Consider the following 14,192-nt stretch of genomic DNA (forward strand, 5'->3'; position numbering starts at 1 on the left):
CAGGGCGTTACGCCCCGGCGCGCCACCAAAGCAGCGTGTCGGCCAATCCAGCGTGCAGCGAGTAGCCCGGCTTCCAGCCGAGCTTTTCCGCGGCCTTTGCAGAGCTTACCCGCGCCGAGAAACTCAACTGCTCATTGTGAGAGCGCCCTGCCAACACCATATTCAACAGTTTGGGCAGACGGCTCGGCGTTTGCATGCCGGTTTCTTGCGCAAACACGTCGAGGAATTCGGCGCTGGTCATGGGATGCCCGTCGGTCACGTTGAACAGCTCGCCGGCAGGCTGGGCCTCGCATGCGCGGCGAACCGCTTCGGCGGCGTCCTCCACATACACGTAGTTGACCACGCCCTCGCCGGTCGCGATCGGGCGGCCCTGCCGCATGGCGGAGGAGATATCCTTCAACTGCGCCATGTGCGGGCCGTACAGATAGCCAAGCCGTAGCACACATGCCGGCACGCCGCCGTTCAGGACGGCTTTTTCCGCTTTTACGATCGCTTTGAGCAGGGGATGGCCGGACGTCTCAGGCCGGGTGTCTTCGGTGACTTCGTGGCCGTCGGCGGCGCCGTAGACGAATGCATAGCTGGCGGCCACGATGAACTTCGCCCCGCCGTCCTTCGCGGCCTGCACAGTCGCCTTGGCGCGGGCGATCAGCTCGTCGGCGTCCCACTGCACGGGACGCAGGCTCTGATTGAGGTCCTGCCGGCCCAAATCGACCATCACATCGGCCTTCGCCATACGCACGACCGAGGCCAGTTCGCTGCCGCGCAGTTCATCGACGTACACCGGCAGCGCCCCCAAAGCGCGAAGCTGCGCAGCGTCTGCATGGGTGTTTGTAGAACCGGAGACGTGATGCCCCGCCTCTACTAATGCTTTGACGACTGCCAACCCCGGCCCGCGGGTCGCGCCGATGACCACGATCGATAATGCCTTGCGCTCGGTCAGTGCAGTGTCCACGCCCGCCCCCACCTCAAATACCTGTAGCTCGAATGACAACACGGCCGTCGATTATGCCAGAACGCGGCCTAGTTTGCGAGTTCGTTCAGGTAGGCGGTCATACCGGCTTCGTCGAATGGACCGTACTTGACCGATCGCACGATCTGCTCCGAGTCGACCAGATAGGTCGTCGGCATCTGATAGATCCCGAACCAACGGTAAAGCGCGCTGTCGTTGTCCTGCACGAAGAGAATGTCCGGCAAGTCGAGATCGTTCTCGTCGAAGAAGGTGCGGATGGCTTCTGGAGATTCGGTATTGTTGGACGCGATCACCACCGCACCGTCCGGTCCTTGGGCCGCGGCGAAGGCTTGCATTTCGGGCAGCTCGCGCACGCAGGGCGGGCACCACGTGCCCCAGAAATTCACGAACATTGGCCGCCCGGCATACGCAGCGAGATCGACCGGTTGTCCGTCGAGATCGACCAGTTCGAATTCCGGCAGCGGCTGATCGAGCGAGCCGACGCGGCCGACGAGCGGGGTGGAGTCGCCGGTCGATGTATTGGACGACGGCGTATTGGCGAGCAGCATCGCGACCGCACCGAGCACGCCCAGCATGGGAATGATCAGCAAGACAAGCAGCACCGGAGAAAACCGGCGCGAGGGTTTAGCCGAAGGCAGTTCGGGATCGGACATCGTACACTCCTGCATCCATGCCGACTAGCCTACTGCGTTTCCACGCGCTGACAAGGTAGAATCGCACGGCCCCGATCCAGCGACCGGGGCCGTGCGGTTTGATGATCTCGGACTCCGATAGCGCCGCTAGCAGGCGCCAACTTGGTTCGACAATGTATCCGCGATTGCACACACGCCGTTGCGATACAACACGTTGTTGACGGTGTCACCGACCAGCGCAAGCGCGACGATGGCGACGACGGCGACCAGTACAAGGATGAACGCGTATTCGACCAGCCCTTGCCCTGCCTCCACGCGAGTCAGACGGTGCAACACCGCCAGCTGCGCCTGTTCGAGGGTACTGATGATCAGCATAGCTCCCCCACCTCCGAATAAGGCTTTGACGATGACGGGCGAGGGCCTCAGATGCTGGCGGGATGAAGGATAAACGCCAAGCGGGGCTGACATCGCCCCCTACCTTGGTACCACTATACCGCATTTCTGAAAATCGTGATGATAAACGTTGCGATTCTAGTCCGGTTTCGCCAAGCGCGAGACACGGCCAGAGAGGTCGTCGTCGGGTTTGTCGGACGGCTTGCCGGCGGGTTTGTCGGTGGGCTGGGCAGGTTTGCTGGCCGGCGCCGGGGGCACGTCTTCGTCTGAAAGGCCGCCTTCCGCCAACATGCGGTCGAGGTCGTTCATGCGCTGCGTCACGCGCGACTGAATGTCCCGCAGCATGCCTCCCACGTGCTCGACGCCGCCGGTCGTGCGCTCAAGCTGGTCCTCGGCGTCCTCGCGCGCCCACTCGGCCGCCTGTTTTGCCGTCTTGGGCTTGTCCCACGGCTTGCGTTCGGCCTCTTCAGGCTCGGCGGCAGGAGCAGGCTTGGCCGGCGCTGCCGGCTTTTGGGCAGCAGGTTGAGGCGCTTGCTTCGCTGCATCGGCACGCGCTTCGCCCGCCGCCGGCGGCATGAACTGCGTGATCGACCCCGGTGTGGTGTCGTGCGCGGGCGGCGCGCTGGGCTGCGACGCCTTGAGGTCGCCCACGGCCGACTCTAGCGCGTTCACCCGCCCGATCAGGTCGGCCGCCGCGTTCTGATGCTGGCGCAGGTCGGCCTCGGCCATCGCCAGCCGTTTTTGGAGGCGTTGAATCTCTTCGAGCAGGGCGCGTGCGGTGTCTTCTTGACCGGCTTGAATCGCCGCATCGACCCGCGCGTCCAGCCCGGCGATCTCCTGCTGAAGCTGCGCGACTTGCGCCCGCAGCTTGTCCTCGTGTTCCAGCGCCGCAGCGACCCGTTCGCGCAGTTCGATCACCTGCCGGTCGAGATCGGGCTTGCGCTCAAGGTGCGGTAAGCGCGACGTCAAGTCGTTGACCTGCGCAGAGACCAGCGTGTTCAGCTTCTTCAAGAGGTCATACATCGCCCACCTCGGAGAGAACAGTGATGAGTGATGAGTCTCGAGTGACGCGTTCCAGACTCACGCCTTGATTATACCCGTTTAGCCCGCGACACCGACCGAATCCACCCGCCAAGGGGTGTTTTCTCGGCACTCGTCACTCAGCACTCCGCACTTCAGTCCGCAGGACGCCGAGGCGTTCGATCTCCAGTTCGACCACGTCGCCGGGCCGAAGCCACGGCCCCTGTCCCATCGTCAGTTCGAGCAGACACCCGGTGCCGACTGTCCCGCTGCCGATGACGTCGCCGGGATACAGCATCGCGTCGGCGCTGGCGCGGGCGACCATCTCGCCGAAGCTGTAGTGCAGATCGGCCCAGTTTCCGCGCGAACGCTCTACTCCATTTACGCGTGCCGTCATGGTCAGGTTGTAGACACCCGGTCGTCCGGTGGCACGGTCGGCCAGCTCATCCGGCGTCACCAGCCACGGCCCGAGGCTTCCGGCGAAGTCCTTGCCTTTGGCCGGCCCCAGCCCGACGCCGACTTCCTGCCGCTGCACGTCACGCGCCGACCAGTCGTTGAAGATCGTATAGCCGGCAATGTATTGCTCGGCGTCCTCAGCGGCGATGTCCTTGCCCGCGCGGCCGATCACACACGCGACCTCCAACTCGAAGTCGAGCGCCTGCGAGGACTTCGGAATGCGCACGGGGTCGTCCGGGCCGATGATGCTGCCGGGATTGGAGAAGTAAAACACAGGAATCTGGTACCATGCGTCGGGGATGTCACGCCCGCGAATGCGATTGCCCGCTTTGACATGCTGCTCGAAGGCGTAGAAGTCGCGCACCGTCGGGGGCCGGCGCACCGGCGCGAGGAGCTTTACGTCACCAAGCGGAAACGTGCGGCGCTCGTGGCCGCGCAGCACTGGCAGATTGCCCGCCTTCACCGCTGCATCCAGCGCGTGCAGGTCGTCGAGGCCGGGCATCCCGCGTTCGAGCCAGCCTGTGAGCGTCCCGCGCTCGCTCTCGCCGATTTCAACGACGGTGTCGTCCACAAGGAGCCCGAATCGTGGGTACGGGTCCCGGTCCGGCTCGGCGAGCGGCATGAAGTCGACAAGTTTCATTTAAGCGACTCAAGGATCGCGCGGACGTTGTCACGCAGCGGTTTCACCTTGTCCGAGATGGCATCCCAAACTAAGTCAAGGTCGGTGACATAGTACTGGTGGATGAGGACGTCTCGCATACCGGCAGCGCCGCGCCAATCGACATCAGGGTGCATCGCACGGAACTCTGCGGGTATTGCCTTAATCGCCTCACCAATAATCAGCAGGTTGTAAAGTACGGCTTGTACGCGTACACGGTCGTTTTGCAGGTCGGATGCACTCAGGCCGGCTGCGTCCGCGAGGATATACTCGGCGGCCTGCACAATGTCCTTCAGATACAGGCTATAGTCCCGAGACATAGCGTGTCTCGCGCAGCACGCGTTCGCGAATCTCAGGTCGCAGGGATTGGGTCAGCACGACGTCGACTCTCCGGTGAAATGTGTCCTCCAACAGGAATTTGATTCGAAGAAGGTTGTCGAGCGACTTGTGTTGGAGCTCGACAACGAAGTCGAGATCGCTTTCTGCCCGAAGCTCACCCCGAGACGCCGAGCCGAAAAGTCCGAGCTTCTTCACACCCAACTCTCGCAGTTCGTCTCGATGGTGTTCCAGTGCGCTCAATATGTCCTGCGCCGCCACGGTGGATTCCTCGGTGAGTGTGTCTGAATCCATTGTAACCATAAAACTCCCGGGGCGATCGTTTCAACCGCCCTGGGACGAACCAAACTATAGATTTCCGCGGCGTTCCTGTTCGAGTTCGAGTGCCTCGAACAGCGCCTTGAAATTGCCCTTACCGAACCCGCGCGACCCGTGCCGTTCGATCACCTCGATGAACATGGTCGGGCGGTCTTGCAGCGGGCGGCTGAAGATTTGCAGCAGGTAGCCTTCGTCGTCATAGTCGACGAGGATGCCCAACTCGCGGATGGCGTCGAGGTCTTCCTTGACGCCGACGCCGGCGATGCGCTCCGGCAGCACGTCATAATACACTTCCGGCACACGCAGGAACTCGATACCGCGCGCCTTGAGTTCGCGCACCGTCTTGATGATGTCGCCGGTCGCCACTGCGATGTGCTGCACGCCCGGGCCGACGTAGTAGTCGAGGTACTCCTCGATCTGCGACTTCTTCTTGCCTTCGGCCGGCTCGTTGATCGGGAACTTGACGCGGCCGTTGCCGTTGGCCATCACCTTCGACATGAGCGCACTGTATTCGGTGCTGATGTCCTTATCGTCGAACGACAGCAGCTGCCGGAAGCCCATCACGTGATGGTAGTAGTTGACCCAGTAGTTCATCTTGCCCAGCTCGACGTTGCCGACGATGTGGTCGACCGCGGCGAGGCCAGCGCTCTCGGCGGGCAGGTTCAGCGGCTGATAGGTCGGTGCGAACGGTCCGTCATAACCACTGCGATCCACAAACACGTGCAGGGTTTCGCCGTATGCGCGGATGGCGGATGTGCGCAGCACGCCGTGCTCGTCGGACTCTTCGCGCGGTGCCCATGCGCCGACCGCGCCCCGCGACGTGGTCGCCTTGTATGCCTCTTCCACATCGTCGACGCCAAGCGCGATGATTTTCACGCCGTCGCCGTGCAGCATGTGATGGGCGGACATCTCGTCAGAGGGCTTGTATGCGGCGCTCACGACAAGGCGGATTTTCCCGCTTTCCAGCACGTAGCTGGCGAAACGGCGGTTGCCGGTCTCAAGGCCGGAGTAGGCGACCGGCTTGAAACCGAATCCCTTCCACCACCAGTACATCGCTTGCTTGGCATTCCCCACCCACAGATGCAGGTGGTCGATGCTGTTGATCTTGAGATGATCGGCTTCCTCGGTCATCGGACGATTGTCTACTGCGGGCGCAACCATGATTCTCTTCTCCTCAATTCCCTCGGTTGGTGCTGAAATGGCTCAGACCCCGGGGGGGGGGGCCCGCCCCCCCCCCCCCCCCCCGCCCGGCCGCGGGGGGGGGGGGGGGGAGTCACAGAGGGCGTAAGCCTTCTGGCGGGGTTTGGGGGGGCGCCCCAATCGGTTATGCGAAAACGTCGCGCAGGCGAGCGACACCCTCCCGAATCTGCTCGGACGTACTGGCGCTGAAGTTCAGCCGTATCGTGTTCGATCCGCCGCCTTCGACGCTGAACGCGCTCCCCGGCACGTAGGCGACGCCGTGCTGATCGATGGCGTCCGGCAGGTGCGCCATCGTATCGATCGACTCGTCGTGCAGCGTCAGCCACGCGAACAGGCCGCCAGTCGGGCGCGTCCAGTCCGCGATACCGCCGAAATGGGTGTCCAGCGCATCCAGCATGGCGGCGCAGCGTTCACGGTTTGCGGCATTGAGCTGGCGAAGATGACCCGGCAGCAGCCCGCGTGCGAGATAGTCGTGGACAGCCCGCTGCATCAACGCAGACGACTCAAGGTCGATCGACTCGCGCAGGGTGACAATGCGCGGGCCCAGCGCGGGCGGCGCGACAATCCAGCCCAGTCGCAGCCCGGGCGCCAGCATCTTGCTGAACGAACCGAGATAGAACACCCATCCCTCGTCGTCGTAGGCTTTGATCGGCCTGGGAGGCTGCCCGTCAAACGCCAGCAGGCTGTACGGATCGTCCTCGACCAGCGGGACGCGATAGCGCGCAGCGAGTTCGGCGACGGCACGGCGCTTATCGTCGCTGAGCGTGACGCCCAGCGGGTTCTGGTAGGACGGGATCAGCACGGCGAGGCTAGGCTGCCGCGCGAACGCCGCCTCGAGCGCATCCAGTTCGACTCCGTCCGGCTCGACCGGCACGCCGATCACACGCGCGCCGCGCCCCTGCGTAATCTGCCGGACGCCGGTAAACGTGTACGCTTCGGTCACAGCCAAATCGCTGGGCGAAATGAACAGGCGCGACAGGATCGTCAGGCCCTGCTGGTTGCCACTGGTGATGAAGATGTTTTCCGGTTGGACATCGACCCCGCGCCGGCGCATGTGGTCGGCGATCCACGCGCGCAGTGGCTCGAACATCGGACGGTACTGGAGCGCAGCCCCGCCCTCGCGACGCAGCACAGCAGCCACACAGTCGGCGATGTCCGCCGCGGGCAGCAGTGCCGAGTCCGGCAAGCCGCCGGCCAGCGAGATCACGCCGGGGATGGACGCGCGCTTGAGCAGATCGCGCATGACGGAACGCTCGAGGGTGTGGGCTTCGGCGGACAGCGTGTAGGCGTCCGCGATTGGAGCAGTCATCGTCGCTTGTCTCCTCACTCGGTACGGGCAGGCGGCCTAATCGCCCTTGAGTGCCCGTTTTACAACGGCAGCGCGGTCGTGCTCTTGACCTCGTCGAGCACAACGCGCGTGTGCAGACGCGCCACCGCCTCAATCGGCGTGAGCACGTCCATCAGAAAGCGCTGCAAGTCCTGCCGGCCGCGCAAGGCAACCTTCAGGATGTAGTCGTGGTCGCCGGTGACGTGGTGACATTCGAGCACCTCCGGCGCATTGATGACTGTCTCTCGAAAGCGTGCGACCTCGTCCGGCTTGTGCATTTGCAGCGCTACGGTGATGAAGCACAACAGATCGAAGCCGAGCTTCTCGCGGTCGAGCACAGCCTTGGTGGTTTTCAGGTATCCCAACGCTTCGAGCCGCTTGACGCGCGCGTGAGTCGCCGGCGCGGACAAGTTAATGCGGCGTGCAAGCTCGACGTTGGTGATCGTGTTGCTCTGGAGCTCGCGCAGGATGATGAGGTCTTGCGCATCGATCTCGTCAGAATATTGTTTCATGGTCAATTTGTGATGTCAAACGATATTCGTGATTGTAACGTACAATCAGAATATCCGTAAATAATTCTGATGAAGATCTGAATAATGTTCCAATGAAAACGCCGGTGCGATGTGCGCGCCGGCGTTGAGACTGTCTCGCTTTGGTCCTGCAGCCCGATTACTGGTTGCGCGCTGCCTCGGCGATCTCGTCCATCGTCATCTGCTTGACCGTCTTACACAGGCTGATGTAGTAGCCGTCGATGTCGCGCACGCTGAACACGCGATCGCCCCAATATTCCGTCTTGATGTCACTCTCGATCTTCGCGTCGCGCGCCTTTACGTCGGCATAATAGGCGTCGATGTCCATGTCGTCAGGGACGTACACCATGAACATCACACCCTCCCCACCCTTGGCACTTTCGGGATCGTACGCGAGGCCAAATCCCGAGTTGCCGAGACTTACGCCTGCCATTTGGGCCTTGCCCTCCGGTCCAGCCATGTTGAAGTCGACCCGGAAGCCCAGCTTGTCCACGTAATACGCAATACTCTCGTCAACATCCTTCACGGACAGGAACGGCATAATCATGTGCGAGTCTCCCGGTGTCTCACCGACGGTATTGAGTTGCCAAACGACGTATCAAGTATAGCACATTTGTTCTGAATACACAACGCGTTTGGCACGGTGTTCCGAGCGCTCCACACAAGCAGCGCGGTGGTGCGGTGTATTGTGGCTGGCTAGTGCATCAGGATGGGCAGCAGACCGGGCCGCAGCGTAAACAGCCAATCGCTGCCCTGAAAGTGCTCGCCATCGAGGTCGCCATCGATGACCTGCCCGCCCGTCTCGATGCGCACTTCGCGGGCGCGGCTCGACATGACGGCCGGATGCGACAGATGTGCACCGGTATACACCTGTTTCAACGCCTTGAGCGTGCTGATCCGTCCGGCATCGCGCAGGATGACGACGTCGAGCAAGCCGTCGTCGATCTTCGCGTTCGGCGCGGCGATCATGCCGTGACCGAAGGTCGTGCTGTTGGCGCACGTCACGAGGATCGCCTCACCGCGGAAGAACTCCTGGCCGTCCAGCTTGACGTCGACAAACGAGGGCCTGTAGGACAGAACTGAGGCCAGAGTCGCCGCCAAATACGTCCACGGGCGCTTGACGAGCGCGGTATTCACGCGGCGGCTGACATCGCCGCTGGCCCCGCCGCTGGCGATATTGAGGTAGCAGCGGCGGCCAGTCGCCCCGTCCTTGTGGGTGAACTGCACCACGCCGATATCGACGGGTGCCGGTTTCGCCGCAGCCAGCCACGCGACCGTCTCCGACGAGCCTTTCGGGATACCACGCGCCGTGGCGAAGTCGCATCCGGTGCCGATCGGGAATGTGCCGTACACCGGCATGCTCCGGTTCGGGTTCTGGTCGTGCAAGTGGACCAGCGCGTTGACCATCGCGTAGTTGGTGCCATCGCCACCGACGGCAATCACCCGCTCTACGCCGCGGTCGATCGCGCCGCCGAGCACGTCGGGCAGGTCGCGCTCGCTTTGTGTCACCGCCACCTGCATACCGGGAAACGCAGCCGCCATCGCCGGCTCGAACGATCGCCATAGTTTTGCCGCGCGGCCGGCCGAAGCGTTCGGGTTCACAACAACCAACGTCGACATCTTCTAAACGTCCTAGTCCCAATGCAAAGGCTTTGCCTCCGCACCTCTACGACCAAAGGGCTTTCGCCCTCTGGACTCCCATTACTGCGGAAACACTTCACATGCGGCATGTTTCCGCGAGAAATGAGGTGTAGGAGTGCAAACTCCTGCCGGGGTACGGGGCAGCGCCCCGAAACTCGGGAAATAAGCTCGCAATTCTACTCGTTCGACGCGGCGCGGAACACATACGATAGGTCCACACCGTCTGCGCTGGTCCCATCAGGCAAAACGCCGGGGACACGCGCGCTGTCGGCGAAGAAGTCGTACCAGCCGATGCGCAGGGTATAGTCGGCGCCGGGTTCGAGCGCGACATCCGGCGGCAGCGTGAGCGTCGCTGTGTGCGAGACGACCTCGTCAGGCTCCCAAAGGCGTGTCGAGTACCACGCGTACTCGCCGAACGCCGGGAACGAATCCCACGTCGTCACGAGGTTGCCATTTTCATCCAGCAGGTGGATGTACAGCGTGTATTCCAGCGGTGCTGGCCCGCTGGCGACGAAAAAGATCCGCACCTGCGGCGGAGTCGAGCCGCCGAGCATCGGTTCACCGTTGAGCCGCGTACCAAGCAGTGACCCGAACGGCCACGTGATCTCGACCTCCGGCACGTCGATGTTGTTCGGGATTCGAAAGCGCCGTTCGACGCCACGCACATAATATACTTGCCCGAAAAACGACCCGTCACGGAAACTGGCGACCGGCGTCATCAGTTCGGAGCGGTACATCGCCCCGGTGACTTGGTTGACCTCGGGCTGTGCAAATTCCGCGTACAGCCAACGCGCCTCTTGCGTGTAGACGTAGTAGTCGACGCCGACGAGCTGGTCAAGGTCGCTCGGCGCTTCATCGATCCGCACGTCGTCAAGCGGGAAGAAGAACGGCAGGCGCTGTAGTCCCGGCGCGAAGATCACCGGGTCTTCGATGCCCCGGTCGCGAATGTCGTTCTTGAGCGCTTGCACCGTCCGCCACAGCGCATAGTTGGTCGAGTCCATCTTGCGCCAGTCGTCGGGGTACTTCTCCGACCACAGGTAGTCCCACTCGCCGTTGTTGTTCTGCAGCGGCGCGACCAGTCCCGGCAGCGCGGCAAACAGCAGCGGAATACCGACCAGCGGCGCAATCTTGCGGACGTTGATCTGCGGCGGGATCCAACGCGCGGCGATCACCGCGACCGGCGCGATCATCAGCGGGACGATCGCAAAACTGAGCCGGTAGTGGTAGCTGTACGACATAAACCACACGACGAAATAGGGGACGGCCAGCAGCAGCCCCCACAACACGGCACGTACGGTCGTCTGCGCCTGCGCGGTCGCGTGATGGCGCAGGATCGGCAGCAGATGGATGGCAAGCACACCGGCCCCGGCCCCGAATAGCACCCACTCGAGCAAACCCATGCGGTGCGGCGACAGGATACTCGGCAGTACCCCCACGCCGATCAGCAGCCATCCGGCGATCAGCTCGCGGCGGTTCGGACGGCGGCGCAGGCCCGGACTCCATAACAGCCACGCGCACAACAGCCCAGCGGCCAACAGCGGCCAGCCGAATTCCGCGCCCGACCGCTGCGCCTGAGTCAACCAGAACGGGTGCGGAAAGTCGATCGCGCGGTGGCCAAGCAGCACGTTGCGCGCATACCACAGCGCGCCAATCGGGACCGTGGCGACGCCGCACCACAGCGCGACCTGAAAGCGCGGCCACAATCGGCGCAGGTCGAGGCGCACACGCACAGCTTCGACCGCTACCAGCGCCCCGACACCGAGGATGAACGCGCCGGCCGTGGGCTTGGTCCACATGGCGATGCCGAGGAACAGCCCCGCGATGACGGCATACGACCGCGCAGCAGTGTCCCCGCTGCGTGCGTCAAGCCATGCGCGCAGGAAGAATGCCGCCGCGCCGGTAAAGGCGAACGCCTGCGGAATCTCGAGGTCGCCGGTCGTCGCCCACTGGCCGACATGCGGATACAATGCCCAGATCGCGGCAAGGTAGATGCCGGTGCGACGGCCGACGGCCAATCGCCCAAGCGCATGCGCGGCCAGTATGCTGCCCCAGTGATACAGCGGAAACGCGGCCCGTGCGACGTGATCGTCGAGCACGCCGGTCATGATCTGCGCGTAGGCGTATTGCAGCGGCAGAAACTGCGGGTAGTAGCCGATGTCCTGCGGGATATACCCGAGCAGCGTATACAGCTTGCCTTCGTAGCCGTAAACCCAGATCGGGTCGTACTGCCAGAACGGGAACCAGACGGCGGCGATCCAGCGCAGCACACACGCCGCCACTATCAGGATCACCAGCATGCGCTCGTCTAGAGCCAGCGGCGCGCGCTCGGTGTGCGTTGCCGGCATCGTCCGCCGGCGCTTGATCCACGCAACCACGAGGCCAGCAGCAGCGATCACAGCCGTCCCAGCAAAAATCGCCGGCGCCGTCAGGGCGGCGGTCTCGGATGCGCCGCCGATCGTCCCCAACACGAACATCCACGCGGTCACGGCCATCGGGCCGAGCGCGAGGCTGAGCAGCAGCACCAGCGGCAAGCTGCGCCAATGTCGGCGCGGCAGGGCGGCATACGCCCACGGCAGCCCGACACCGAAGACCATCCACAACAGCGCCCACTGCGGGCGCAGCGCTAATTCAAACCAGTACGGAAACATCGTTCAATCACGTCTGCCGACGGCAGTGACCACCATTGGGGCGCTGCCCCATACCCCGCCAGAAGGCTTCCGCCCTCTGGACTCCCCTTCGCAGAGATGGGGTCAAGGGGTGCAAACCCCCTGTGGAGGTGGGGAGGCGAAGCCTCTACGACCCGCGTCAGCATCACCAAAACGAAAACGGACACCTGTTTTCAGGTGCCCGTTACGATACCACACGGCCGGTCGCGCGGCCCATTGCGTGTTGCCCACGCTGAGCCGCCGGCAGGCAGTCGGCTAGCTGTTGCCTAACTCGGGCGGCAGGGCTTCGCCGGGATCGGACGACGCAGGCGCCGCTTTGCTGGCGTTCGGTATGCCCGGGGCAGTCATGCTGCCACTGATCAGGCCGCCGAGGTCCTTCATCATCGACGTAACTTCCATCGGGACGACGAACTTGGTCGCCGGGCTGGAGCCAATTGTGCGCAGCGCATCGAGGTATTGCAGCAGCATCGTGTTACCGTCGAGGTTGCGTGCCTCAGCGTAGATCGCTTCCAGCGCCTTGGCATACCCTTGCGCCCGCAGCAGCTGCGACTGGCGCTCGCCCTCGGCGCGCAGGATGGCCGATTCCCGGTCACCTTGTGCGCGCAAGATCTGCGACTGCTTGTCGCCTTCGGCGGTGGCGATGGCAGCTTCACGCTCGCCGCTTGCACGGGTGACGACGGCACGGCGTTCGCGCTCGGCGGTCATCTGACGGTTCATCGCGTCCTGCACTTCGCGCGGCGGCTTGATCTCACGGATTTCGACGTTGGTGATTTTGAGGCCCCACCGCTCGGTGATCTCGTCCAGCTTGGTGCGCAGCGTGTTGTTGATGCGCTCGCGCTGGGACAGCACCGAGTCAAGCTCGATATCGCCGATCACCGCGCGCAAGATGGTGGTCGCCATGTTGAGCGATGCGCTCACCACATCGCTGACCTCGAGCACCGCTTTGCGCGGGTCGGTCACGCGGTAGTAGATCAGGAAGTCGATGTCGATCGGCGCGTTGTCGAGCGTGATCGCCGTCTGTGCCGGGATGTCGAGGAAGCGTTCGCGCATGTCCACGCGCACCGCCGACTCGAGCAGCGGGATCACGATGCTGATGCCCGGGCCGCGCGTGCCGGCGTAACGGCCAAGCGCGAGGATCACCAGACGTTCGTATTCCGGCACGATCCGGAACGTGCGGAACAAGATCCAGAAGACGACGATGACAAGTACAAGAATAATCCCAATGGTGATGTCACCCATTTGCCCCTCCTAAAGGCGGCCTGTAGCCTGATGCAAGTGTACGCGATTTTCTAGCTTGCCGTGCCCGCTGGAGACACCGTCGGTTCAACTTCGTCTTCATCCTCTTCGGATGCGGCGAGGAATTCGTCGCGCTTGACCTTGTCCAGCTCGACGATCAATTTGAGGCCCTCGCGCTCGACGACGATGATCGGCATACCGACCTCGATCTTTCGGTTCGCCTCGGCGGTCCACGTCTCGTTGTTGACCAGCACCGAGCCGATCGGGTTGAGCGTTTCGATCACCCGGCCTTTCTTGCCAACGAGGTCGCTGTCACGGTCGGTGACGGGGCGCTGGTTGCGCTGGCGGCTGAGCATCGGCATGAGCACCAGCGTGTGATAGGCCAGCGGCAGTGCAAGCGTCACGGCAATGAGCAGCGGGCTGACCGATACGCCGTCGTTGAACAGCGCGATCGACCCGCCGGCCTGTAAAACAAGGCCCGCCAGCGCCATCCACAGTGGGCGGACGCGCAGGAACGGCAGCACGGCAAACCCGAGCACGCCTACCATCAGGATCAGCAGTGCGCCGAGATTGGTGGGCAGAGCGGCGATCATCGCGAGCGCGCCGATCAGCGCAGCGCCGCCAGCCAGCTCAACGACTCCGGTACCGGGGATATAGGCGGCCGTGACACTGAGCCACAGCCCGAAGATCAACAGAAAGTAGGCGACATTGGGGTCATGCGCAAGCGGAGGCATGGCTCATCCTTTCTCAACGCCTTCCCTATTATCCGGGAATTTATTCCGCCGCAGATGAAGGCAAGCGGCGCATCC

Annotated in this window: 15 protein-coding genes; all 15 read right to left on the minus strand. The window is 63.2% G+C overall.

The window, feature by feature from the left end; genetic code table 11:
- Nucleotides 1-7 precede the first annotated feature (7 nt).
- The 15 genes from IPM16_16420 to IPM16_16490 all read right to left on the minus strand — a co-directional run bounded on the left by IPM16_16420 (nt 8) and on the right by IPM16_16490 (nt 14,117).
- The gene (locus IPM16_16420) at nt 8-952 is read right to left on the minus strand and encodes an NAD(P)-dependent oxidoreductase (GenBank protein ID MBK9124686.1); all 945 of its coding nucleotides are present in this window, start codon (nt 950-952) and stop codon (nt 8-10) included.
- A 68-nt stretch (nt 953-1,020) separates the two neighbouring features.
- Nucleotides 1,021-1,623 (minus strand): redoxin family protein, encoded by a 603-nt coding sequence (locus IPM16_16425; protein MBK9124687.1) that lies wholly within the window; start codon nt 1,621-1,623, stop codon nt 1,021-1,023.
- A 126-nt stretch (nt 1,624-1,749) separates the two neighbouring features.
- Nucleotides 1,750-1,938, minus strand: a complete 189-nt coding sequence (locus IPM16_16430) for a pilus assembly protein (GenBank protein ID MBK9124688.1) — start codon at nt 1,936-1,938, stop codon at nt 1,750-1,752.
- A 195-nt stretch (nt 1,939-2,133) separates the two neighbouring features.
- The gene (locus IPM16_16435; protein ID MBK9124689.1) at nt 2,134-3,018 is read right to left on the minus strand and encodes a PspA/IM30 family protein; all 885 of its coding nucleotides are present in this window, start codon (nt 3,016-3,018) and stop codon (nt 2,134-2,136) included.
- A 133-nt stretch (nt 3,019-3,151) separates the two neighbouring features.
- Complete coding sequence (locus IPM16_16440; GenBank protein ID MBK9124690.1) at nt 3,152-4,111, minus strand: fumarylacetoacetate hydrolase family protein; 960 nt, start codon at nt 4,109-4,111, stop codon at nt 3,152-3,154.
- Nucleotides 4,108-4,449, minus strand: coding sequence for a DUF86 domain-containing protein (locus IPM16_16445; GenBank protein MBK9124691.1), 342 nt, complete (start codon nt 4,447-4,449; stop codon nt 4,108-4,110). Before IPM16_16445 ends, IPM16_16440 begins: the two co-directional genes overlap by 4 nt.
- Nucleotides 4,433-4,759 carry a nucleotidyltransferase domain-containing protein gene (locus IPM16_16450; protein MBK9124692.1) on the minus strand — a complete coding sequence of 109 codons (327 nt, stop codon included), beginning with the start codon at nt 4,757-4,759 and terminating at the stop codon, nt 4,433-4,435. The genes IPM16_16445 and IPM16_16450 overlap by 17 nt, the downstream gene beginning before the upstream one ends.
- A 54-nt stretch (nt 4,760-4,813) precedes the next feature.
- Complete coding sequence (hppD, locus tag IPM16_16455; protein ID MBK9124693.1) at nt 4,814-5,914, minus strand: 4-hydroxyphenylpyruvate dioxygenase; 1,101 nt, start codon at nt 5,912-5,914, stop codon at nt 4,814-4,816.
- Between the two features lie 193 nt (nt 5,915-6,107).
- On the minus strand, nt 6,108-7,292 hold the full coding sequence (locus tag IPM16_16460) for a PLP-dependent aminotransferase family protein (GenBank protein MBK9124694.1): 1,185 nt from the start codon (nt 7,290-7,292) through the stop codon (nt 6,108-6,110).
- Nucleotides 7,293-7,351: 59 nt separating this feature from the next.
- Entirely contained in the window at nt 7,352-7,822 is a 471-nt protein-coding gene (locus IPM16_16465; protein ID MBK9124695.1) for an Lrp/AsnC family transcriptional regulator, read from the minus strand.
- Nucleotides 7,823-7,979: 157 nt separating this feature from the next.
- Entirely contained in the window at nt 7,980-8,387 is a 408-nt protein-coding gene (locus tag IPM16_16470) for a VOC family protein (GenBank protein MBK9124696.1), read from the minus strand.
- A gap of 149 nt (nt 8,388-8,536) precedes the next feature.
- The gene (locus tag IPM16_16475; GenBank protein MBK9124697.1) at nt 8,537-9,460 is read right to left on the minus strand and encodes a YegS/Rv2252/BmrU family lipid kinase; all 924 of its coding nucleotides are present in this window, start codon (nt 9,458-9,460) and stop codon (nt 8,537-8,539) included.
- Nucleotides 9,461-9,657: 197 nt separating this feature from the next.
- Entirely contained in the window at nt 9,658-12,129 is a 2,472-nt protein-coding gene (locus IPM16_16480; protein MBK9124698.1) for a glycosyltransferase family 39 protein, read from the minus strand.
- Nucleotides 12,130-12,402: 273 nt separating this feature from the next.
- On the minus strand, nt 12,403-13,386 hold the full coding sequence (locus IPM16_16485; GenBank protein ID MBK9124699.1) for an SPFH/Band 7/PHB domain protein: 984 nt from the start codon (nt 13,384-13,386) through the stop codon (nt 12,403-12,405).
- A 50-nt stretch (nt 13,387-13,436) separates the two neighbouring features.
- Nucleotides 13,437-14,117, minus strand: a complete 681-nt coding sequence (locus IPM16_16490; GenBank protein ID MBK9124700.1) for a hypothetical protein — start codon at nt 14,115-14,117, stop codon at nt 13,437-13,439.
- Between the last annotated feature and the right edge of the window lie 75 nt (nt 14,118-14,192).

The organism is Candidatus Flexicrinis affinis, from assembly GCA_016716525.1.
Taxonomy (GTDB): domain Bacteria; phylum Chloroflexota; class Anaerolineae; order Aggregatilineales; family Phototrophicaceae; genus Flexicrinis; species Flexicrinis affinis.

Bases quoted from the DNA above. Each gene is read 5' to 3' on its own strand.
- IPM16_16425 (MBK9124687.1), bottom strand. From the start codon at position 1,623: ATGTCCGATCCCGAACTGCCTTCGGCTAAACCCTCGCGCCGGTTTTCT.
- IPM16_16435 (MBK9124689.1), bottom strand. From the start codon at position 3,018: ATGTATGACCTCTTGAAGAAGCTGAACACGCTGGTCTCTGCGCAGGTC.
- IPM16_16440 (MBK9124690.1), bottom strand. From the start codon at position 4,111: ATGAAACTTGTCGACTTCATGCCGCTCGCCGAGCCGGACCGGGACCCG.
- IPM16_16445 (MBK9124691.1), bottom strand. From the start codon at position 4,449: ATGTCTCGGGACTATAGCCTGTATCTGAAGGACATTGTGCAGGCCGCC.
- IPM16_16450 (MBK9124692.1), bottom strand. From the start codon at position 4,759: ATGGATTCAGACACACTCACCGAGGAATCCACCGTGGCGGCGCAGGAC.
- hppD (MBK9124693.1), bottom strand. From the start codon at position 5,914: ATGACCGAGGAAGCCGATCATCTCAAGATCAACAGCATCGACCACCTG.
- IPM16_16460 (MBK9124694.1), bottom strand. From the start codon at position 7,292: ATGACTGCTCCAATCGCGGACGCCTACACGCTGTCCGCCGAAGCCCAC.
- IPM16_16465 (MBK9124695.1), bottom strand. From the start codon at position 7,822: ATGAAACAATATTCTGACGAGATCGATGCGCAAGACCTCATCATCCTG.
- IPM16_16470 (MBK9124696.1), bottom strand. From the start codon at position 8,387: ATGATTATGCCGTTCCTGTCCGTGAAGGATGTTGACGAGAGTATTGCG.
- IPM16_16475 (MBK9124697.1), bottom strand. From the start codon at position 9,460: ATGTCGACGTTGGTTGTTGTGAACCCGAACGCTTCGGCCGGCCGCGCG.
- IPM16_16480 (MBK9124698.1), bottom strand. From the start codon at position 12,129: ATGTTTCCGTACTGGTTTGAATTAGCGCTGCGCCCGCAGTGGGCGCTG.
- IPM16_16485 (MBK9124699.1), bottom strand. From the start codon at position 13,386: ATGGGTGACATCACCATTGGGATTATTCTTGTACTTGTCATCGTCGTC.
- IPM16_16490 (MBK9124700.1), bottom strand. From the start codon at position 14,117: ATGCCTCCGCTTGCGCATGACCCCAATGTCGCCTACTTTCTGTTGATC.